This window comes from Streptomyces mirabilis (genome assembly GCF_039503195.1).
In the GTDB taxonomy this organism is placed as follows: domain Bacteria; phylum Actinomycetota; class Actinomycetes; order Streptomycetales; family Streptomycetaceae; genus Streptomyces; species Streptomyces mirabilis_D.
In genome coordinates, this window is sequence record NZ_JBCJKP010000001.1 from 248,829 (window position 1) to 268,894 (window position 20,066).

21 protein-coding genes and 1 pseudogene are annotated in these 20,066 nt (G+C 68.8%); 13 read left to right on the forward strand and 9 right to left on the reverse strand.

Translation table 11 applies throughout. The annotated features are described in order from the left end of the window. Positions 1-58: 58 nt before the first annotated feature. Positions 59-490 carry a hypothetical protein gene (locus tag AAFF41_RS01320; RefSeq protein WP_343323274.1) on the forward strand — a complete coding sequence of 144 codons (432 nt, stop codon included), beginning with the start codon at positions 59-61 and terminating at the stop codon, positions 488-490. Here AAFF41_RS01320 and ltrA read toward each other — a convergent pair. Then, entirely contained in the window at positions 436-1,800 is a 1,365-nt protein-coding gene (gene ltrA, locus AAFF41_RS01325; RefSeq protein ID WP_487007376.1) for a group II intron reverse transcriptase/maturase, read from the reverse strand. The two genes, AAFF41_RS01320 and ltrA, sit on opposite strands and share 55 nt — an antisense overlap. Before the next feature lie 560 nt (positions 1,801-2,360). Here ltrA and AAFF41_RS01330 point away from each other — a divergent pair. Further along, positions 2,361-2,924 (forward strand): transposase family protein, encoded by a 564-nt coding sequence (locus AAFF41_RS01330; RefSeq protein WP_343323276.1) that lies wholly within the window; start codon positions 2,361-2,363, stop codon positions 2,922-2,924. A gap of 243 nt (positions 2,925-3,167) precedes the next feature. Here the strand turns inward: AAFF41_RS01330 and AAFF41_RS01335 are convergent, their stop codons facing one another. Next, complete coding sequence (locus AAFF41_RS01335; protein WP_319752831.1) at positions 3,168-4,079, reverse strand: LysR family transcriptional regulator; 912 nt, start codon at positions 4,077-4,079, stop codon at positions 3,168-3,170. A 269-nt stretch (positions 4,080-4,348) separates the two neighbouring features. Here AAFF41_RS01335 and AAFF41_RS01340 point away from each other — a divergent pair, with 269 nt between their 5' ends. From AAFF41_RS01340 to AAFF41_RS01350, 3 genes are all read left to right on the forward strand, one after another. Further along, positions 4,349-4,981, forward strand: coding sequence for an NADPH-dependent F420 reductase (locus AAFF41_RS01340; RefSeq protein ID WP_319752830.1), 633 nt, complete (start codon positions 4,349-4,351; stop codon positions 4,979-4,981). Between the two features lie 92 nt (positions 4,982-5,073). Beyond that, on the forward strand, positions 5,074-6,012 hold the full coding sequence (locus AAFF41_RS01345; protein WP_319752829.1) for an SDR family oxidoreductase: 939 nt from the start codon (positions 5,074-5,076) through the stop codon (positions 6,010-6,012). 78 nt (positions 6,013-6,090) lie between these two features. After that, on the forward strand, positions 6,091-6,750 hold the full coding sequence (locus AAFF41_RS01350) for an NADPH-dependent F420 reductase (RefSeq protein ID WP_319752889.1): 660 nt from the start codon (positions 6,091-6,093) through the stop codon (positions 6,748-6,750). A 133-nt stretch (positions 6,751-6,883) separates the two neighbouring features. Here the strand turns inward: AAFF41_RS01350 and AAFF41_RS01355 are convergent, their stop codons facing one another. The 4 genes from AAFF41_RS01355 to AAFF41_RS01370 all read right to left on the reverse strand — a co-directional run bounded on the left by AAFF41_RS01355 (position 6,884) and on the right by AAFF41_RS01370 (position 9,446). After that, on the reverse strand, positions 6,884-7,009 hold the full coding sequence (locus AAFF41_RS01355; RefSeq protein ID WP_343323277.1) for a hypothetical protein: 126 nt from the start codon (positions 7,007-7,009) through the stop codon (positions 6,884-6,886). A gap of 111 nt (positions 7,010-7,120) precedes the next feature. After that, a complete protein-coding gene (locus tag AAFF41_RS01360; protein WP_343323278.1) occupies positions 7,121-7,906 on the reverse strand; it encodes an inositol monophosphatase family protein in 786 nt (261 codons plus the stop codon). Continuing rightward, positions 7,903-9,153: an IS256 family transposase gene (locus AAFF41_RS01365; protein ID WP_319752826.1), complete on the reverse strand. Its 1,251-nt coding sequence runs from the start codon at positions 9,151-9,153 to the stop codon at positions 7,903-7,905. Before AAFF41_RS01365 ends, AAFF41_RS01360 begins: the two co-directional genes overlap by 4 nt. 50 nt (positions 9,154-9,203) lie before the next feature. Further along, positions 9,204-9,446: a hypothetical protein gene (locus AAFF41_RS01370; RefSeq protein WP_343323279.1), complete on the reverse strand. Its 243-nt coding sequence runs from the start codon at positions 9,444-9,446 to the stop codon at positions 9,204-9,206. A 382-nt stretch (positions 9,447-9,828) separates the two neighbouring features. On the opposite strand from AAFF41_RS01370, the gene AAFF41_RS01375 reads away from it, so the two are divergent. Continuing rightward, positions 9,829-10,014, forward strand: a complete 186-nt coding sequence (locus tag AAFF41_RS01375) for a hypothetical protein (RefSeq protein WP_319752824.1) — start codon at positions 9,829-9,831, stop codon at positions 10,012-10,014. 50 nt (positions 10,015-10,064) lie between these two features. On the opposite strand, the gene AAFF41_RS01380 is transcribed toward AAFF41_RS01375, so the two are convergent. Beyond that, a complete protein-coding gene (locus AAFF41_RS01380; RefSeq protein WP_343323280.1) occupies positions 10,065-10,646 on the reverse strand; it encodes an SMI1/KNR4 family protein in 582 nt (193 codons plus the stop codon). Positions 10,647-10,829: 183 nt separating this feature from the next. On the opposite strand from AAFF41_RS01380, the gene AAFF41_RS01385 reads away from it, so the two are divergent. Next, on the forward strand, positions 10,830-11,060 hold the full coding sequence (locus AAFF41_RS01385; RefSeq protein WP_343323281.1) for a hypothetical protein: 231 nt from the start codon (positions 10,830-10,832) through the stop codon (positions 11,058-11,060). 212 nt (positions 11,061-11,272) lie between these two features. Here AAFF41_RS01385 and AAFF41_RS01390 read toward each other — a convergent pair whose 3' ends face one another. Then, on the reverse strand, positions 11,273-11,614 hold the full coding sequence (locus AAFF41_RS01390; protein WP_319752821.1) for an SMI1/KNR4 family protein: 342 nt from the start codon (positions 11,612-11,614) through the stop codon (positions 11,273-11,275). Between the two features lie 388 nt (positions 11,615-12,002). After that, on the reverse strand, positions 12,003-13,136 hold the full coding sequence (locus AAFF41_RS01395; RefSeq protein ID WP_343326230.1) for an RNA-guided endonuclease InsQ/TnpB family protein: 1,134 nt from the start codon (positions 13,134-13,136) through the stop codon (positions 12,003-12,005). A 154-nt stretch (positions 13,137-13,290) separates the two neighbouring features. Between AAFF41_RS01395 and AAFF41_RS01400 the strand changes: the two are divergent. The 6 genes and pseudogenes from AAFF41_RS01400 to AAFF41_RS01425 form a co-directional block, all read left to right on the forward strand. Beyond that, positions 13,291-14,063, forward strand: a pseudogene (locus tag AAFF41_RS01400) (bacterial transcriptional activator domain-containing protein); the annotation flags it as partial. A gap of 230 nt (positions 14,064-14,293) precedes the next feature. After that, positions 14,294-17,182, forward strand: a complete 2,889-nt coding sequence (locus tag AAFF41_RS01405) for a DEAD/DEAH box helicase (protein ID WP_319754251.1) — start codon at positions 14,294-14,296, stop codon at positions 17,180-17,182. Continuing rightward, entirely contained in the window at positions 17,179-18,417 is a 1,239-nt protein-coding gene (locus AAFF41_RS01410) for an SWIM zinc finger family protein (protein ID WP_343323282.1), read from the forward strand. Before AAFF41_RS01405 ends, AAFF41_RS01410 begins: the two co-directional genes overlap by 4 nt. A 251-nt stretch (positions 18,418-18,668) precedes the next feature. After that, positions 18,669-18,959, forward strand: a complete 291-nt coding sequence (locus AAFF41_RS01415; protein WP_343326231.1) for a helicase associated domain-containing protein — start codon at positions 18,669-18,671, stop codon at positions 18,957-18,959. Positions 18,960-19,453: 494 nt separating this feature from the next. Then, positions 19,454-19,669, forward strand: a complete 216-nt coding sequence (locus tag AAFF41_RS01420) for a transposase (protein ID WP_343323283.1) — start codon at positions 19,454-19,456, stop codon at positions 19,667-19,669. A 62-nt stretch (positions 19,670-19,731) separates the two neighbouring features. Beyond that, the gene (locus AAFF41_RS01425) at positions 19,732-19,920 is read left to right on the forward strand and encodes a hypothetical protein (protein WP_319754245.1); all 189 of its coding nucleotides are present in this window, start codon (positions 19,732-19,734) and stop codon (positions 19,918-19,920) included. The last annotated feature ends 146 nt before the right edge of the window (positions 19,921-20,066 follow it).

Below are 20,066 nucleotides of genomic sequence, written 5' to 3' on the forward strand. Positions count from 1 at the left end.
TCGGTGGGAAATGGGGAGTTCACGGGCGTGAGGGACGGCTTGTGTGGACCATCCGGCCATGGATGCGGAGCTGGAGCAGGTGACCAGCACGCTGGGAGCGGGCGGGATGCTGCTGGTTCCGCCGCGCGAGCCGGACATACACGCGGACCTGCTGCCCGAGGACCATCAGGTGATCATGCAGGTGGTAGCCCGGGCGGCCGAGCCGGTCAAGGCTGGTGAGGTCAGCGTCGCCTTGGGCAAGGGAACCCTGCCGGGCCAGGTGGAGGCGGTGCGCGCGAAGCTGAAGCGGCTGGCGGAGCGGGGACAAGAACCGGCCGAACTGTTGAGTCGGCACGGAGCGCGGTGCCGGTGTTGCCACCGGTCCGTTTCTCCGTGCCGCTCGCCGAACCCGGCGTGCGGCTCTCACCGCACCGGGCTCTCCACGGTCTCTGCCGTTCAAGCGTGGTCGAGTGTCCAGGGGTTGGGGATCGTGTTGCCCCGATATCGGTAGCGGGTGACCGCGATCGAGACCATGGGGAACAGTTCGATCCCGTCCGCCGAGAGCTTGTGCCACCGGCCGTTGCGGTCGGTGAAGCGTCTGCGGACGTCCTTCCACCTCCAGCGATACAGCACCATCCACCAGCTGGTCACCCGTCGCCATACGAACTGGTCCAAGGCTTTCAGGGTGGTCTTGCATACCGCGTGCCTGAAGTAGTTGACCCAGCCGCGCAGAATCGAGTTGATCCTCTTCAGCACGGTCCCCGGGTCCTGCTGCGACGTTCTGTTCGTCAGGGCACGGACCTTGTCCTTCAGCTGCCGGATGGGCCTCTTGGCGATGAAGGTGTAGACGTACCACTTGTTCGAGCCCCGCTTGCGGCGCCACTGGATGTGGAACCCAAGAAAGTCGAACCCGTCCGACATGTGCACGATCTGCGTCTTGGCCGGTGACAGCCTCAGCCCGAGAGGGTGCAGTACGTCGGCGATGTCCTCGCGCAGACGGGCGACGTCATCACGGCTGCCGTCGACCAGGACGACGAAGTCATCCGCGTAGCGGACGATGCGCCAGTTCGCGTGGCCGTGGAGACGATGATGTGCCCGCCTGCCTCTGGTGGACATCCTCCCGCCCGGCTCCCACGGCTCCATCACGTGCTCGTCGAGCGCGGACAGGGCGATGTTCGCCAGCAGCGGGGAGAGGATGCCGCCCTGCGGAGTGCCGGTGAAGGTCTCCTCGCGGCCGCCGCCCTCAGTGAGGACGCCAGCCTTGAGAAACGCCTTGACCAGCCGCAGCACGCGCTTGTCCTTGACTCTCGCGCGCACCCGGTCCATTAGGGCCGTGTGGTCGATGGAGTCGAAGCACGCCTCGATATCCGCATCCAGCACCCAGCGATAGCCGCTGGTGCCATAGCGGTGGATCTCAGCGATCGCGTCGTGCGCGCGCCGCATGGGCCGGAAACCGTAGGAGACCGGCAGGAAGTCGGCCTCGAAGATTGGCTCCAGCACCAGCTTGAGGGCTGCCTGGACCACCCGGTCGGAGACGGTCGGGATGCCGAGCTTGCGCACCTTCCCGCTTCCCCCGGGCTTGGGGATCTTGCGTTCGCGTACCGGCAACGGGCGGAACTCACCCGTCTTCAGTACGCGTTGCAGGTCCTCCAGGTAGCCCGGGAGACCGAGTTCCCGCTCGACGTTGACGACCGTGAGGCCGTCGACACCCGGGGTCCGGGCTCCCTTGTTGCCCGCGACCCGTTCGAACGCCACGAGCAGCGTCGCCGGGTCGCATACGAGGTTGAACAAATCGTCGAACCTGCGGCCATGGTCAGCCACCGCCCAACGGTGAAGCTTGGTCTGCATCCCCGATACCCGCTGATGAGACCCCAACGGGGCCTCGGGAGCACCACTGTTCAGCGGTGCGTCTTTCGGCATTGCAGCCTCCTTCCCTCCTCGAAACCGCTGCCGCCCTTCCCCATGTGCCGGGCTCTCCCCGGCTCGGAGTACTACGGCGGCTCCGCCCCGTCCCGGTCTGATCGGCCGACGATGGACCCAGCCCTCCGCCCGAGCTGGACACGCGGCAGGAGGGCGGAACCGGGACGGTTCCCGTGTTCGCTCGCTGTTCGATCGTCGGAGTAGGAGCCCGGCTATGCCCCCGCGGCCTCGCCACGGCTACCCCGCAGCACTTCACCGTGGCCTCCCCTCGCGACCGAAATAGACCACCCGGGAAGTTCCCCGCCAGCCGAATATCCAGCAGGGACGCACCGCATCCAGCCCTCATCCACCAGGTTCGAGCTGGCGTGCCTTAAGGAGGCGTAGACGCCGGTTCCTCGCGTACTCCTCTCCGTCTCGCTTGCCGGACCCGCACCATCTGGCAGTACTGGCACGTCCCGGCTTTGTCGGGGCTGCTTCCCGCCCTCCCCGGCACCTCCCGGTTCAGGCTGCCCCCAGCTTCAACCGCCCTGCTGCGACAGGACGGTGGTGGCGTCCTTTCACCGCCACTCGAACAACGAGCGCCTCACGGCGCACATTCGGGCAAGCACAAGGCCCATGGCCTGCTGTTTATCGCTTTGACCGACGTGTGCGGCAACCTGGTAGGGATCTCGGCCGCGGAACCGGGGCGCTCCAGCGAGATCACCACCGCCCGTCACAACAAGATCACCGGTCACCTGCGGGAGGCCAGCCTGGGTGCCCTGGCCGATCTCGGCTTCGTCGGCCTGGACGACGACCCCGACGACCCGGTCATCGTCACCGGCCGGCGGGCGACCCGCGGCCATCCGCTCACCGCCGCCCAGAAGGAGGCGAACCGGCTGGTCAGCCGCGAGCGAGCGGCGAACGAGCACGGCTTCACCGACCTGAAGAACTGGCGGATCCTCACCAAGGTCCGCATGAATGCCCGACACGCGACCACGCTGCTGCGGGCGCTCCTCGTGCTGACGAACGCCGAGGTCCACCGCTGACGGACGATCACCTCCTACCGATCACGTCCCCGACCGGCACGAGCATCCCAGCCGCGACCCACACCAGCCCCACGACCTGCAACTTCAAGTTGAAATACGCTCAGTCGGTCTCAGGTGCTTCCGGGCCCCCGCAGACAACTGCTGGCCGAAGAACGGAACCGTCTCAGAGGTCAGCCGCAACAGCACAACTCCGTCAGGCCATTTCACTCTTCAGCGCATGATGAACGGGGTCAGTCGAAGTGCTCAAGCGTGCCTTGTGGCGGCATCGCCTCCAAGCTGCCACATCTCGTAGTTCCCACATTCTGACGTGATCTCGGCCGTCGACTGAGCCGCAGTGACGAAGTCATCTACGACCGGTGAGGTGTGAGATGCCGCCACCGCGAGGCACACCTGGTCGGGCGCCAGTTCCGGGATGGGCACATAGACGACGTCTGGATGCGAGTAGAACACGGACGCCGAACGGGCCAGGAAGGAGATGCCCCGGCCGGCCGCGACATGCTCGAGCGTCTCGTCCACCCCGCGCACCGGGTACCCGGCATTAGGGTGCGGGCGCTTGGTGGGCTGCGTGCTCGGGTCACCGTGCCAGACCAGCGGTTCGCCGGCCAGGTCGGCCTCGGTGACCTCCTCCTTGCCGGCAAACCGGTGTCCGGCGGGCAGTACCGCTACCCGCGGCTCGGTGTACAGCGGGGTGACGCGCAGGCCGGCCTCGTCGATGGGCAGCCGCACGTAGCCGACGTCGATGCGGCCGTCGAGCAGCATCGCAGCCTGGTCGTCCCCTTCGATCCGCTGCACGTCCACGACCACGTCCGGGTGCCGGTCCTCGAACGCACGGGCCGCCGGGGTGACGGCAACGCCGGCCCGGAAACCGACCATCAGCCGCCGCTTGCCGCCGGCGGCCGCGGCCACCCGGCGGCGGACCGCGTGGGTTGAGGCGAGCAGCGGACCGGCGTCGGCCAGCAGCTGCCGACCCGCATCTGTCAGCTCCACGCCGTGGCGATCCCTGGTGAACAGCGAGGCGCCGAGATCCTGCTCGAGCGCACGGATCTGCCGGCTGAGCACCGGCTGCGCGATGTGCAGCTCATCGGCGGCGCGGCCGAAGTGCAACCGGTCGGCCACAGCGACGAAATAACGCAGTTTGCGCAGGTCCAGATCCATGGCGCCTCCCAGTCGGTGATGCCTCCAGGGTATCGCCACGGCTGAAAGAAGTATTGGACGCCCGCTCAGGCCAATGGCAACCTGAATAGGTACCTAATAATCCGAGCGAATTCGGCACAAGAATCCGACATCGGAGGCCCAGGCCCAGAATGAGCACATCAGGAATTGAACGCCCCCCATCGCGTCATTCGACGGCGTTGACGACACAACCCTTAACAACGACGGGGTGGGCATGGCGTCCTATCCCAGCTCCAGAAAGCAGGAACTCCATGAGCAGCATCAGCATTATCGGCCTGGGGAACGTGGCCCGCGCACTGGCCGCCCGGGCGCTCGCCGGCGGCAACGCAGTCGAGATCACCGGCCGCGACCCGGCCAAGGCCAAGGAATTGGCCGCTGCGCTCGCCGGCGCCACTGTCGGGACGGCCGGCACCGCCCCGGCCGGGGACATCGTTGTCCTCGCCGTGCCGTACGCCGGCGCTGCGGCGGTGGTGAGGGAGTACGGGGACGCACTGCGCGGCAAGATCATCGTTGACATCACCAACCCTGTAGCCCCCGACCTGCAGGGCTTTGTCGTACCCGACGACAGTTCCGGCGCACAGGAGATCGCCAAGGCGGCTCCCGACGACGCGCATGTCGTCAAGGCGTTCAACACTGTGTTCTCCCACGTTCTGGAGGTCGGCCCGGCCGAGGATCGTCCTCTGGACGTGTTCATCGCCGGCGACGACGCGCGGGCGAAGGCACGCGTGTCGGCGTTCGTCGAGAGCCTGGGGCTGCGCTCCTGGGACACGGGGGACCTTTTCATGGCGCGGGCACTGGAGAACGTCGGCCTGCTGGAGCTGGGCCTCATGAACCACTCCGTCAAGCACGCCAATTTCTCCCTCGGCATCACCCTTCTCGGCTGAGAACACCCCTTACCCCTGCCTTTCGTGCCGCGTTACGCCAGTTCACTTGCGGCACGAAAAGACCTTGCACCTACTCTCACAAGGACAGTTAAATGCGCGTTTTCGTCTCTGGGGGGACCGGCCATTCCGGTTCGTACATCATCCCCGACCTCATGGCCGCCGGGCACGAGGTCACCGGCCTGGCCCGGTCGGACGCGGCCGCGGCGGCCCTGTCCGCGCTCGGCGCGAAGGTGCGTCGCGGCGACCTCCAGGATCTCGACGGGCTCAAGGAGGCAGCCTCGGGGTCCGACGGCGTCATCCACGTGGCCCACAGGCAGGATCTGCTTCCCTCCGGTGGGATGGACGCCGTGGCCGCTGCGGAGCTCCCGATCATGCTCGCGTACGGCGAGGCGCTGGCGGGAACCGGAAAGCCGCTGGTCACGGCGGGGAGCATTGGCTCACCCGGGCAGCACCTGGGCCGGCCGGCCACCGAGGAGGACCCGGCCCTCCCCGCCGGCGAGGAGCACAAAGGCACCCTGCGGATCCGCAACGTCGTGGAAAGGGCCGTAATCGACCTCGCCGAGCAGGGGGTGCGGTCTTCGGTCGTGCGGATCGCCAACATCGCGCACAGCACGACCGATCGTGCCGGCTTCCTCCTCACGCTGATCGCGCTCGCGAAGGAAAAGGGGTTCGTCGGCTACCCCGGCGACGGCGCGAACCTGTGGAACGCCGTGCACATCCGCGATGCCGCCACCTTGTTCCGCCTGGCGCTGGAGAAGGGGTCAGCTGGCAGATACTGGCACGCGGTGGGGGACGGGGCCATCCCGTTCCGCGAGATCGCCGAGGCCATCGCCAGCCGCCTGGGCCTGCCCGCCGTGAGCGTTCCCAACGATGCCCTGATGACGCCGGGGTACTTCGGGTTCCTCGCGAATATCGTCACGCAGAGCTACCCGGCGTCCAACCTCATCACCCGCCGGACCCTCGGCTGGGAACCCGCCCAGCCCGGCCTGCTCGCCGATCTGGACAACGGCCACTATTTCCCCGCCGGCTGACAGCGGGAACCGGGATCGAAACGAGCCCGGCAACCGGCAAGTTCGGCTCTTCTGAAGGACGTTGAGATAATGACGACTGTGGGATTCATCGGAAGCGGAAGCCTCGGCAGGACCCTCGCACGACTCGCTGTCGGGGCCGGGCACCAGGTGGTGCTCAGCAACTCGCGCGGTCCCGAAACGCTCGTGGACACGGCCGCGGAACTGGGGCCGCGGGCATCCGCGGCGACGAGCGAAGAGGCCGCAGCGGCCGGTGACATTGTCGTGGTCACGGTGCCGGTCAGCGCCTTCCCCCACGTGCCCGCCGCGCCACTGGCCGGGAAGACGGTCATCGACACCTGCAACTACGGCCCCGAGCGTGACGGGCACATCCCCGAGCTCGACAACAAATCCCTCACCTCGAGCGAACTGCTGCTGCGGTACGCCCCGGACGCCCTGCTCGTAAAGGCGATCAACAACATCTTCTTCAAGCACCTGCTGTCACTCGCCCGCCCGGCAGGGGCGGCCGACCGCTCCTACCTGCCGACCGCCGGTGACTCCGCACCAGCGAAGGCGGCGGTGACCGAATTCATCGACTCCATCGGCTACAGCGTGGTGGACGCGGGAACGCTGGCCGACAGCTGGCGGCAGGCGACGGGCACGCCGGTGTGGGGAACACCGTACGGGCCGTACTCGAACGAGAAGGGCCAGCCGGCCGGCGTGGACACCATCCGCGCGGCACTGGCCACCGCAACGCGGTAACCGTCAGTTATCGCGGACCGTGATGTGGTCCGGCCGTGCCATGCCCCCGCCCGGTGGATACCGGGCGGGGGCATATTTCGCACAAAGGCGTCGAATCCAGCGTCGGGTTGCCCCTGCGTCTCGTCGCGCGGAGTCAGGTTCGACGTCGCCGGGTCAGGTCGCGGACTGCTCCCTGGACGGCCACCTGCCCGCGCAGATTCGTGTTGGCCTCCTTGAGCTGGTGGTTCTCGATCTCCAGGACCTGGACGATCCGGGCCAAGAGCTGCGCCTGGCTACGCAGAGATCGTCGAGCAATTGTCAAAACTTGTGGTTCGCAATGTTGATGATCTGCTGATGGAGGTCGGGGTTGGTGAACAGAGCGGACGCAGTGTCAGCGGAGGGGGTGTCGGCGAGTTCGGCGTAGGTGCCGCCTGCCTCCTCGATGATGGGGACGAGCGCTGCAATGTCCCAGGGCCGGCCCGAGCAGGAGGAACGCATCGAGTTGTCCAGTGGCGACCAGCAGAGCGCCGTGGCAAGTTCCGGTGCCCGTGGAGGGCTTACGGATCGGGCTGGATGAACGTGCGGCGTCGGTCCAGTCCGTCTCCGGACTGGTGCGACGGACGGCGGCGGCGAGGCGGGCGGCGATGGCTAGATTGGATGGACTCAAGCGCGCGGGCGGGGGCCAGATGCCGACGGCCGCTTCGCCGAGGCTGCTCGCGCCAGTGATGGTCACACGCTGGACGGTTGTGGAGGCGGCGGGATCCGTGGCTTGTGTCCACGCGCCGGTTCCTCGTGCTGCCCACCATCGGCGACGCAGGGCCGGTGCGGTGACCAGCCCCAGCACAACGGTCCCGTCTTCTTCGAGGGCGATCAGGGTGCTCCATTCTCGTTCGCCGGCCAGGAAGCTGGCGGTGCCGTCGATGGCGTCGATGACCCAGCGACGTCTCCCGCGCCCGGAGGTGCCGAATTCCTCGCCGAGCACGCCATCGTCGGGGCGTTCTCGCTGGATCAAGTTGCGCAGGGTGTGCTCGATCTGCTCGTCGGCGATGCTGACGGGGCTGCCATCGCTCTTGGCGCGCCACGCGGTGTCGACAGAACTGAAGCGCTGCAGTGCGATCGTGTCGGCGGCATCGGCCAGGCGGTGGGCAAAGGCGAGGTCGGGGTGGGTGCCGGTCATGCCGCCGCCTCGCCGCGCTCAACCAGGATGCCGTTCTCGAACCTCGCGCCGGAGCGGACCAGGGCGACGAGGTGGGCTCCGGTGATCGCTCGCCAGCGGTCCTGGGCGGACTCGACGAGCTTGAACACCATCGCCAGGGCCGCGGCCGGGCTGCCGGCCCCGCGGGTGACCTTGGTCCGCAGCTTGACCGTGGAGAACGTGGACTCGATCGGGTTTGTGGTCCGCAGGTGGACCCAGTGCTCGGCTGGGAAGTCGTAGAACGCCAGTAGCTCTTCCTGGTCGTCGGTGATCTTCGCGACTGCCTTGGGCCACTTGGTGCCGTAGGTCTTCGCGAACGCCTCGATCGCCTTCTCCGCGTGCGTGCGGTCCTCGGCGTTGTAGATCTCCTGCATCGCCTTCGTCGCGCCCGGCTGCGCGGACTTCGGCAGGGTGTTCGAGACATTGCGGGCCTTGTGGACCCAGCACCTCTGGTGCCGGGCGGCGGGGAACACCTCGGCCAGGGCCTTCCACAACCCCATCGCGCCGTCGCCGACCACCAGCTCGGGGTCGCGCATGCCACGTCGGCGGCAGTCGCGCAGCAGGTCGGCCCACGACTCCGTCGACTCGCGCAGCCCTTCCGCCAGCGCGACCAGCTCCTTGGTGCCGTCCAGTCGCACCCCGAGCAGCACCAGCACACAGGAGTGGGCTTGTCCGAGCCGGACCTTGGGGTGCACGCCGTCGGCCCACACGTAGACGAAGTCGCACCCCGAAAGGTCCCGGTCCTGGAAGGCGGCGTGGTCCTGGCCCCACTGCTTCGTCAGCCGGGTCACGGTCGCCGGCGAGAGCCCGGCCGCCGAGCCGAGGAACTGCTCCAGCGCGGGCACGAAGTCTCCCGAGGACAGTCCGTGCAGGTAGAGCAGCGGAAGTACCTCGCTCACCTTCGGCGACTTGCGGCACCACGGGGCCAGGATCTTCGAGGAGAACCGCTTGCGCTGCCCGGTCGCTTCGTCCACGCGCCGGTCGTTCACCCGGGGCGCGGCCACCTCGACCGGGCCGGCCGCAGTGACCACGGTGCGGGGCCGGTGGCGGCCGTTGCGCACCACCAGGCGGTGCCCGAGCTCATCACGCTCGGCAGCCAACTCGGCTATGTACTGGTTGACTTCCGCCTCCAGCGCGGCGGCGAGCATCCGCCTGGCGCCCTCGCGGACGATCTCATCGATCATGGAGCCGGACTCGGTGGAACCCTCGGCACTCACTACGCTGAGCACGGGCGTGCCTTCCCGACCCGCGCCGCGAACGCGGGCCTACTCGGTGACCATCACAGGATCATTCGGGAAGGTACGCCCTCCGCGTGCCCTCCGGGGTTGATCCACAAGTCCTGAGCATTGCTCAGATCGTCGCGTTCGGCGCGGATGCGGGTCAGGTTTTGCTGCTGCTTGTCCGCGCGGGCTCGCGCCGACTCGGGCACGGTCTCGGGAAGGGGGGCGCGGCCCCTGACCAGGGCGTAGAACAGGTCCTTGAGGCCGGTGTGCTTGTGGGTGAGCTCAGCCTGAACTGACACGAAGCCGCCACACGAGCGTACGGCCGCTCGGCCGGACGGCTACGTCTACAGCGCGCCGCTCGCCCAGCTGCGCGCGGCAGGCATCCGCTGCCTGCCCTGGCGCGACAAGTGCGGGGGTACCTACGTCCGCATTCCTCTTGCCGACAGGCACCGCCGCCAACTTGGGAATCCCACTCAAGCGGGCATCCCTTGCCGTCGCAGGAGATCAGACCAGATCCGCCCCGACACCCGCAGTTACCACGGAGTTGAAGCAGCAGCTGCAACCCCCCACGCGATCACTATGCGTTGACCTCAGCACGAGCCCAGGAAGCGTCCAACTTAGTTCGGTCAACGGGACGTTCGTTGCTCGCTCCTCCGGCCAGACCTGGCCCAGCTCGGCCGGTTGGAGGAGATCCGCGACAACCTCATTGCCCGAATCGCCGAGGCCGAGCGCGAAGGCTGGCTCGGCGAGGTCGAGGGGCTTCGAGTCAGCCTGGCCGGCGCCGAAGACAAGCTCTCCCAGCTGGCCAGAAGCGCCACGAGCGCGGCGGTCGACCTCCCGATGCCGATGCTGCGGAGTGACCGATAATGCGCCCCATCACTTGCTTCAGAGTGGCAGGCCCCCGTGAGGCAGCCGGATCAGAACGGTTCAAAGCTCGGCCCGACCGGACCAATCTCGCCGTGCTCTGCCAGTTCGTTCAGGTCTTCCGGCTCAAGGAACTCCAGGGCATCTGGGTCGATCCCGTGGTGCGGGTCCACGTCGCGCAGGCGCTTGACGAAGGCGAGCACGAAGTCGGTGAACGGTCCATCGAAGACCTCGGGGTCGGCCCCGTTGATGTTCGTGACGATCTTCCAGCGGTCAGGGTCCGGGTCGCATGGCCAGAAGAAGTGCTCGTCGCCGGAGTAGTCGTATCCCCAGGAGATCAGGCCGCCCGAGGCGGGGTGGAACCGGAATGGGTACTCGTCAAAGTCACGTCGCCACGACTGGCTGAACGATTCGTGGATCTTCCGCATCCGATCAAGCAGTGGGCTGGACCCGCAGGGGTGGAAGACCACCAGCTCTCCGCAGATCAAACCGGTGCCATAGGCGTCAAGGAACGCCTTGAAGTCGCCTGGCAGCGCTGAGCCGACATAGCTCTCGACCTCGGCCCAGTCGTCGGGGGATGGGGCTCGGACCGGTGGCGGACCGAACAGTTGCACCAGGCCATCCAAGCCCGCCATACGCCCCACCTGCCTGATCGTCGCTTGCTGGCGGCAAACCTAGTCAGACGCGGCTGCGGGGATCAAGGGGGAGCGGGATCGGCAGGTATCCCCCTGAGTCACATCACGATGTTGATCGCTCGCGCCTACGGCAACCAAAGTGCATAAGCAGCGAAGTTCAGAGAAGCCTGCGTTCGATGTCCGATGCTCCGTGGCGACCCCCATCAGCGCCGTCGACTGGAAGAGATCATCCGCAACCTCGGTGACCGCATCGAGGAAGCCCGCGCCAACGGCTGGCTCGGCGAGGTCCAAGGACTCCAGATCAGTTTCGACGCCGCGCGCAACAAACTCGCTTCGCTCGACCGCCTCACCCGGAACCGCAACCGCACCCCGGTCTCCCTGGGTATGCCGATCATCTCCGGAGAAGTACGATGAGCGCCGCTCTGTCCCAGAGGAGGCCCGTGTCAAGCCGATGCGGAGTCGCCAGGGTCGCCACCGAAGGTGCTGCCTGCAGTGAGGCTCTCGACGACGCCCTGAAGTCACTCGCAAGTGCGAGTTCGATGTCGAGGTCGGTATCGAACCAGGTGACCGATGGTTCACCGTTCGGGCCGCAGCCCCGGTAGTCGAGACCGATCCAGCAGTGCCCGTCACCAGAGAGAAGCACGACCGACGTTGGCAGATCCCACTCTCTGACCAGATAGGGGGGTGTCGAGCAACGATGTCATCCGCTCGCGTCGCCCGACGCCCATCAGATCTTCAAAGGGCACGTGGCCTTCACCCCACGACGTGGGTCGGTGGGTGGGGAAGGCGTTGAGACCAGGGGCAACGCTGCCACCGTTTCGGACACGGAGAAGGTCGAGCAGCACGGCGGGCAGCGTCACGCCGAGCACGCGTTCGGCCTCCCTCATTGCTTCCTCGGTGAGCGGCAGTTGGACGCCGTAGTCACCGTCGCCCCAGAACGCCGCCTTGATCTCGTCGAATCGCGCCATGGCAAGCAGCCTAGGCCCGGCCGATCTGGTCCGATCGCTGCCCCCCTCCCTAGTCCGGAAAGCTGTTCCTGCTCCCTGTGCGTCTACGCCTCACGCCACGACACGCTGCTCTCCTCCAGACGGCGGCCGCGGGTGGCCGACCTGTATTGCGAGGTCGAACAAGTGCGGGGAGACAGCTTCCGCGCGGACTGGAGGCTCACCGACCTGATCCGGCACGCCAAGATCTGTGGAGCACCCGACCCCGGACATCATCTGCCCTGACGACGGACCCGAATTCGCCGAACTCCAGGCACAGGTAGGGGCTGCAGTCAACTTGACCCGGCTGTTAACGAGCGGGCTTGGCGGTAGGGCACCACTGGCCGTGGTGTGGCCTCCTCCGTCCAGACACCTAGAAAGGTGCTGGGACGCGTGACTCACGCCCCGCAATCCACACAGCCTCACCGCGAGCGGCGATGTTGTGGGAAGCGTTCCGGTCGGCGTGGGCAACGACCCCGCACTTCCGGCAAATGAAGAGGGCCTGGTCGACCCGGTTCTTCTTCTCGATGTGGTGGCACTCGGCGCATTCCTGGCTGGTGTACGCCGGATCGACGTACACCAGCGGGACGCCTGCCCGGCGTGCCTTGTACTCAACGAACTGCCCGAGCTGGTGGAAGGCCCAGGAGTGGAGCGTGACCCGTTGGGGCTTGCGGAGCCGTACCCTCTGCCGGATCCCGCCCAGATCTTCCAGGGCGATGCCGGACGAGGTGCGTTCAGCCTCGGTCACGATCTGTTTCGCGATGATGTGGTTGACGTTAGCGGCGTGCCGCGCTTCGTTGCGGCGCCGGTTCTTGAGCCGTCGCCGGGCGGACTTGGTGCCCTTGGCCTGCAACTTCTTCCGCAGGTCGAGCTGCCGCTTACCGTGCCGGTTCAGGCCGCGACCGGCCGCCCGGTATCCGGTGGACGTGGTGGCGATGTTGGCGATGCCTAGGTCCACGCCGATGAACTGGCCGGGCTCATACTGCTCGGCCTCGGGAACCTCGCACACGGCGATCAGGTAGAAGACGCCGTCACGTTCGATCAGGTCCGATTCGCCCTTGCGGTACTCCCGTAAAGTTTTCAGCGCGTCCGGGGAGCAGGCGAAGCGGACGTTCTTGAGTCGTCCGACGGTGGTCCAGATGGAGACGGTCTGCGCGTCGTACTGCCAGGACAAGCATCGGTCGTCAAACGGGTGCGCGGCCTCAGGGCGGAAGGCGACCGGCTTGGACTCGGCCTTCTTCCGGCGCTTCGAGCCGGGCTTGCCGAGGTTCCCCGCCCGCAGGTTCGCCCGCAGCGTGGTGTAGGCGTCCACGACTTTCCTGATCGTGTGCTGCGCGGCCTGCGCTCCGAGACCGGCCGCTTTCAGCTCGGCGTAGGTGTGCTTGCGCAGCTCGTACTCGCGCGGCACACCACGGGCGAAAGCCACCCCGGACACCCAGTTGGCCCGGTCATTGACCGTGTGCAAGGTCGCGCCGACAGCGGATGCCTGCGCGGCATCCGGCACCAGTTTGACTTGCCTCGACGTTCTCCACCCACGGGTGCGTACGGCCGGGGGCCCCGCGACCTGGGCGAGCTGGACGCCCGTCTCTCCCGCACGTCCGGAGACGGACGGGGGCGAGAACTCCGGCGAGGAGAGCACGGCGCAGGAGGTTGAGGAGAGCGAGGCGCACGACCTGCACGCGCCGGAGATCCGGGTCCTGGGCCCGGTCGAGGTGACGGGCGTGGACAGCACCGGCCACGGCCCGCGGATCGCCCAGCTCGCCGCGCTGCTGTACTTCCGGCCCGGGCGCAGCGCGGACGTGCTGTGCGCTGACATGGATCCTGTCAGCCCCTGGTCGGCGAGCACCCTCAATGCCCGGCTGCAGGGGCTGCGCCGCTCCCTGGGCAGCGATCCCGCCGGCCACCCCTACGTGCCGCGCCGCAAGTCCGGCGAGGACCCCTACCGGCTGTGCCCCGGCGTGCGCTGCGACTGGACTCGCTTCCTTCAACTCGCCGACGCGCCCTGCCCCCGGGCCCGGCCGGCCTGCCAGGCCTGGAGAGAGCGCTCGCTCTGGTGCGGGGCCGGCCGTTTGGAGGCAGGCCCCTGCCCTGGGCCGAGCCCTACCAGCAGGAGATGATCACCCGGATCATCGACGTGGCGCACACCGTGGCCACTTACCGCACCCCCGCGGGTCCGCACCACTACCTCAGCGCGGCCCGACAGGCCGTCGCGACCGGTCTCGACGTGGACGACGCGGCAGAGCTGCTGTACCGGGACTGGATGCGAATCGAGCACGCCGCCGGAAACCGACAGGGCCTCCACACCGCCATCACCCGCGTCCAACAGGTCAACCGCGCTTTGGACTGCTCACTAGAGATCGAGACCGAACTGCTTATCAACGAACTGCTCAAAGGCCCGGATACGGCGGTGCGCAATGCAGGGTCCACGATCTGAGCAATTCCGCGTGCTCATGAGCACTGTCCGAGCAAATCCGGGTGACCATGAGCACTGACTCAGCGACCGCCCTGGCTCGCGGGGTGTCCCCATCCGCCCGACCTCTACGGGCCCGCGGCCGGTAAAATCTCCTCCCCACCGTGACGGTATGGCCCGAACTTGCCGGTGGGTGACAGTGCGTGGTGAAGTCCGGTAGTGGGCGTGTGCGGTGAGGACCGCCCCGGATGGCGATGGAGCGGAAGAGCGTGGCACGGATCGTCGTACGAGAACCGGGCACGGGCACGACGAGCACACCGTCGCTGGCCGCCCCCGAGGCTGCCACTTGGGCACGGGGGCTGCTCGATGGGGGCTGGGCGGCGGTGTTCCTGCCCGGAGAGCCGGCCCGTCTCGGGCGTGTGCTGCTCTGGCAGCCTGCCGGGGCGGTCGCCGAGGACAATGGCATGCGTCCGAGGGTGGAGACCGACTCGGTGGAACTGGTGCTGCCGCACGGCCGCACGGTCAGACGGCGCAGGGTGGAGGGTTACGCGCTGCCCGTCGCTGTCGCCGTTTCTGCCCTGCAGGGGGCGCGGCCGCCGCATCCGTCCGCCATCGCCTGGCAGGCCGCCGCCCGGTTCGCGCTGCGGCTGCTCGCCGACGGCCGCCTCCACCCGGCCCTCACCCCCGCCGGTTACGACACCTGGCAGGCGGGCCCCTTCACCGCCGCCCAGCGGCAGACGCTGGACTCCCTGGCCGCCGCGTTCCCGCCGCACGCCCACTGCCTGCCGGAACCGGGTCCGCCACCGCTGCGGATCGCCGAACCGGCGGCCCTGGTACGCCAGTTCTGCGACGCGGTCGCCGACGACCTGGTCCGTACCCCGGCCGCGTCACTCGCCGTGGGAGCACTGCCGTACGCCTGGCGTGAGGTGCGTGCCGTGCCCGCCCTGCGCGAGTGGTCCGAAGAGACCACCGCTGCGCTCACCGCCGAGGTCGGTGTCTCGCTGCGCGTCGACCTGCCCGAGGGGCGGCGCCGGCAGTTCAGGGCCGTCCTGCAGTTGCACACCGCGGCGGATCCAGCACTCCTCGTCCAGGCGGCACGGCTGTGGAGCGAGCCGGCCGAGGTCGAGCGGCTGCTCGGTCCGCGTGCCGAGACCGAGACGCTGCTCGCGCTGCGCCACGGTGCTCGTGTCTGGCCCCCGCTGCAGCGGCTGCTGAAAGACGCCGCCCCCGAGGAACTCCGGCTGACCGACGACGAAGCCTTCGACCTGCTGGGCGACGCTACCGACGCGCTGCGCGCGACCGGTATCGACGTGCACTGGCCGCGCGAGCTGGTCAAGGCACTCACCGCGACCGGGGAGATCGGGCAGCGCACCGCCCCCGGCTCCAGCGCCGGCGGTCTTCTCGACGCCGACGCCCTCCTCGACTTCCGTTGGCAGATCTCGCTCGGCGGCGAGCCGCTCACCGACGCCGAGATGGACGCCCTCGCCGAGGCCCGCCGCCCCCTCGTCCGGCTGCGTGACCAGTGGGTGGTCGCCGACCCGAAGCTGGTGGCCCGCGCCAGACGCCGCCGGATGCAACCGCTCACCCCCATGGAGGCGCTGAGCGCCGCGCTGACCGGCGAGGTGGAAAGGGAGGGCGAGCCGATCCCCTGCGCGGCGGTCGGACAGTTCGGCGACCTCGTCGCTCGTATCCGCGATCCCGAATCCCGTACCCCTGCCGAGCAGCCGGCCGCGCTCAAGGCCACATTGCGTGACTACCAGAAGCGGGGCCTTGCCTGGCTGGCCGAGATGTGCGAGCTCGGCCTCGGCGGCTGCCTCGCCGACGACATGGGCCTGGGCAAGACCATCACCCTCCTCGCCTTGCATCTGCACCGCCAGACCGACCCCGCCACCGCGGGCCCCACCCTTGTCGTGTGCCCCGCCTCCCTGCTCGGCAACTGGCAGCGCGAGGCGGCCAGGTTCGCGCCGTCCACGCCCGTGCGCCGCTACCACGGCGGCAGCCGCCACCTCGGCGACCTGGCCGGCGATGAAATCGTCCTGGTCACCTACGGGGTGCTGCGCCGCGACCGCGAAGCCCTCGCCGAGACGGCCTGGTCGCTTCTCGCCGCCGACGAGGCCCAGCACGTCAAGAACCCCTACGCCGTCACCGCCCGCGAGCTGCGCGCCCTGCCCGCCCTCGCCCGCGTCGCCCTCACCGGCACCCCGGTGGAGAACAACCTCTCCGAACTGTGGGCGCTGCTCGACTGGACCACCCCCGGACTCCTCGGCCCGCTCTCCACCTTCCGCGACCGGCACGCCCGCCCGGTCGAGACGGGCGAGGACCCCGAGGCCGCCGAGCGCCTGTCCCGTCTCGTCCGTCCCTTCCTGCTGCGCCGCAGGAAGTCCGACCCGGGGATCGCGCCCGAACTGCCGGCCAAGACCGAGACCGACCGCGTCGTGTCGCTGACGGCCGAGCAGACCAGCCTGTACGAGGCGGTGGTCCGCGAGACCATGGCGAAAATCGAGGAGTCCGAGGGCATCGCCCGGCGCGGCCTGGTGCTGAAGCTGCTCACCGCACTGAAGCAGATCTGCAACCACCCGGCCCAGTACCTGCGCCAGTCCACGCCGCTGCGTGGCCGCAGCGGCAAACTGGACCTGCTCGACGAGCTGATCGACACGATCACCGCCGAGGGCGAGTCGGTCCTGGTCTTCACCCAGTACACGAAGATGGCAGCCCTCCTGGAAAAACACCTCGCCGAAGGCGGCATCCCCACCCTCCTCCTGCACGGCGGCACCCCCGTCGCGCAACGCGAGGACATGGTGGACCGCTTCCAGCACGGTGAAGTACCGGTATTCCTGCTGTCACTGAAAGCGGCAGGCACCGGCCTCAACCTCACCCGCGCCACCCACGTCGTGCACTACGACCGCTGGTGGAACCCTGCCGTCGAGGACCAAGCCACCGACCGCGCCTACCGCATCGGCCAGGACAAACCCGTCCAGGTCCACAAGCTCCTCGCGGAGGGCACCGTGGAGGACAAGGTGGCCAAGCTGCTGGAATCCAAGCGCGCGCTCGCCGACGCCGTCGTCGGCTCCGGCGAGGCCGCCCTGACCGAACTGTCCGACGCCGACCTCGCCGAACTCGTCGCCCTGGGGAGGCAGTCATGAGCCCCTCGCTGCCCGGCCAGCGCCGTGCGCCCGCCCGCGGCAGGCACGCCTTCGCCGCGACCTGGTGGGGCCAGGCATGGGTAACCGCCCTGGAGGACTCCACTCTCGACGCCGGGCGTCTGTCCCGCGGACGCACCTACGCCCGCAAGGGCATGGTCGGCCCGACCACCATCGCCCCCGGCCATATCAAGGCCTCTGTCCAGGGCAGCCAGCCGCGCCCCTACCGATCCTCGGTCCACCTGCCCGTCCTCACCGACGCCCAGTGGGACACACTGCTGGATGCCGTCGCGGCCCGTGCCGGGCATCTCGCCGCGCTCCTCGACGGCGAGATGCCCGCCCAACTCGTCGACGCCGCCCGCCAGGCAGGCGTCCCACTGCTGCCGCAGCCCACCGAACTCGACCCGGACTGCTCCTGCCCCGACTGGGGATACCCCTGCAAGCACGCCGCCGCGCTCTGCTACGCCATCGCCGCGACCATCGACACCGACCCGTTCGTGCTCTTCGCGCTGCGCGGTCGCAGCCGCGAGGAGGTCCTCGCCCAACTGCGCGCACGCCGCACCACGAGCCCGGCGACGGACACCCCGCCAGCCCCGGCCGGGATCCCCGCCGCCAGCGCCTACGCCGCCTGGGCCGAACACACCCCCAAGCTGCCCGACCTCCCCGCACCATCCCCCCACGCCGCCGCCCTGCCGGTCCCCCCACCGTCCGACAGCGGCCTGTCCCTCACAGACCTGGAACGGCTCATGGCCGACGCAGCGGCACGCACAACGCAGCTGTTGTCCGGCGACACCACTTGCCTGCACCTGACCCAGCACCAGGACGCCGTACGGATCGCCGTGAGCAGCCCCGGACCCGAGTGGTTCCATAACCTGATCCAGAACACCGGCACCAAACCGACCGCGTTCGCCCGCCTCGTCCGCGCCTGGCGCCACGGCGGTCCCACCGGCCTCACCGTCGCCGAACAACCCCACACCCCCGACCCAGCGGTGATAGCGGCCGCCCGCACCGCCCTGACCACGACCCTCGCCGAGATGGCCACCACCCCTGTCCCCCTCAGGGCCTGGCGCAACCGCCTCACCCTCCCCGGCCAGGGCATCCAGCTGCGTCTGGGCCCCGACGCCCGCTGGTACCCCTACCTCCAGGACGACGACGGCGAATGGTGGCCCGCGGCACCAGCCGACACCGACCCCGTCGCAGCGCTCACCTCCGTCTGGCAACAGCGGTCACCGACCTGAACGGCGCGCAACTGGCGATGTAGGGGGCCCGGTGCCGGGGAACTGCCGGAGAGCCGTACGGACGCGTTGGACGGGATCGATCCGGCGTGGTGCCCTGCCTGGGGAATCGACTGGCAGCGGGGCTTCCACCTCCGGCCGGCGGGGCGCTGCCCGTACGGGCGGGCGAGGTGCTCGTGCAGGGCGACGACCTCGGAGCCTGGACGATGGCGCAGTGGGTCGGCTGGGATGCGCTGACGCCCGCGCAGCAGTGGATGCTCGACAGCGCCCTGGGACTTGAGCCCGCCGGCGAGGCGGAGCAGCCGCCTGCACGCCGCACGCAAGCCGACCGGTGGGCCGGCCATCTCACTGCGGCTCGTCAGTTCCACGCCCGCGAGGGGCACTTGAACGTGCCGCGCAAGCAAGTCGAAGACATCGGGGGCGTCCCGGTCAAACTGGGTGGGTTCCTCGACAACACCCGCCGCAGGGGCCTCGAAACTCACTCTCGAGCGCCGCGCGGAACTCGACGCTCTCCGCATGCGCTGGTAGGGCCGCCGGGACGGTAGGCGGCCGCCCCGGCGAGGGAACGGCAAGGCGACCGCTCTGGCCTGCCACGGTGACCGCAGCAGGAAGCCACCTCCCGCAAACGCGTCCACGGGGAGGAAGGTGGGTCACCCATTGTGCACGCCTGATCCACAAGAAGTGATGGACTCTCGCTTGACGCAGAAGATTGGCGTGAGCGTCGGGAACGTGAGGAGAGCCGTATGGGTTGGATGGTTGTGAAGCGATCCTTTGCCCGTACGGCTGTCTCGCATCGTATCTGCACGGGTATTTCCCAGCGCCGACTTGGGTTTCCCAGCGCCGAGTTGGCGTCGCGGTGGATGGCTCAGCAGGACTCCCGGCTGCGTGAACGCCGCGGCCGCTGCGTGCCGAGGCCGGCGGGCGACTCTGTTGCGCTATTCCTTAGCCGATCAAAGCGGGTGCCGGAATCCGACCCGCACGACCGGACGCCTGGGCCTCAAGGAGCGCCTCCCGTCGCATCACCGGCCACGCCCTGCATTTGCGCAGCGCGCGAGAGCTCGGGGTGAGTTCCGAGAGCCTGCGGGGCTGGGTCAGGCAGGCCGGGATCGATCGGGGCGAGGGACCGGCCGGGGTGTTGACCACCGCTGAGCGGGAGGAGCTGGTCCGGCTGCGGCGCAAGGTCCGCGAGCAGGAACAGACGATCGAGGTGCTGGGAAAAGCGACCGCCTTCTTCGCGCAGCAGAAGACGAAGTAACCGCGCGCTACCGGTTCATCGACGCGGAGAAGGCATCCGAGGACAATCCCGGCGGCTACGGCGTGAGTCTGCTGTGCCGGGCGTTGAAGGTGGCGCGATCGGCGTATTACGTCTGGCTTGCCGCGCGGCCCGCCGCCGAGGTGCGCCAGGCGGCCGAGGACGAGCTCGCCGGGGAGATCCGCTCGACCTTCTTCCGATTGATCCGCCTGCCCCCGCGTCGCAGTTTCGCGGTCACCCGCGGCGCCCCGTGAGCCCCACGGGAATCGGCGTGGTCCCGGCCAGGTCCGGCGACGGGGCCGCCTTGGTGTCGGCCCTGGTCAGGTTGCGACGGCCAGTCAACGTGACAGTGCCCTCGGGCGCGCAAGAACTGCAGCACGCCGTTGCGCAGCGGAGTCCG

Excerpts from the sequence above, each read along its gene's own strand:
- AAFF41_RS01385 (WP_343323281.1), top strand. The coding sequence starts at position 10,830 with ATGCTCCGTGGCGACCCCCATCAGCGCCGTCGACTGGAAGAGATCATC.
- AAFF41_RS01405 (WP_319754251.1), top strand. The coding sequence starts at position 14,294 with ATGGAGCGGAAGAGCGTGGCACGGATCGTCGTACGAGAACCGGGCACG.
- AAFF41_RS01360 (WP_343323278.1), bottom strand. The coding sequence starts at position 7,906 with ATGACCGGCACCCACCCCGACCTCGCCTTTGCCCACCGCCTGGCCGAT.
- AAFF41_RS01345 (WP_319752829.1), top strand. The coding sequence starts at position 5,074 with ATGCGCGTTTTCGTCTCTGGGGGGACCGGCCATTCCGGTTCGTACATC.
- AAFF41_RS01335 (WP_319752831.1), bottom strand. The coding sequence starts at position 4,079 with ATGGATCTGGACCTGCGCAAACTGCGTTATTTCGTCGCTGTGGCCGAC.
- AAFF41_RS01320 (WP_343323274.1), top strand. The coding sequence starts at position 59 with ATGGATGCGGAGCTGGAGCAGGTGACCAGCACGCTGGGAGCGGGCGGG.
- AAFF41_RS01380 (WP_343323280.1), bottom strand. The coding sequence starts at position 10,646 with ATGGCGGGCTTGGATGGCCTGGTGCAACTGTTCGGTCCGCCACCGGTC.
- AAFF41_RS01410 (WP_343323282.1), top strand. The coding sequence starts at position 17,179 with ATGAGCCCCTCGCTGCCCGGCCAGCGCCGTGCGCCCGCCCGCGGCAGG.
- AAFF41_RS01390 (WP_319752821.1), bottom strand. The coding sequence starts at position 11,614 with ATGGCGCGATTCGACGAGATCAAGGCGGCGTTCTGGGGCGACGGTGAC.
- AAFF41_RS01340 (WP_319752830.1), top strand. The coding sequence starts at position 4,349 with ATGAGCAGCATCAGCATTATCGGCCTGGGGAACGTGGCCCGCGCACTG.
- AAFF41_RS01415 (WP_343326231.1), top strand. The coding sequence starts at position 18,669 with ATGCTCGACAGCGCCCTGGGACTTGAGCCCGCCGGCGAGGCGGAGCAG.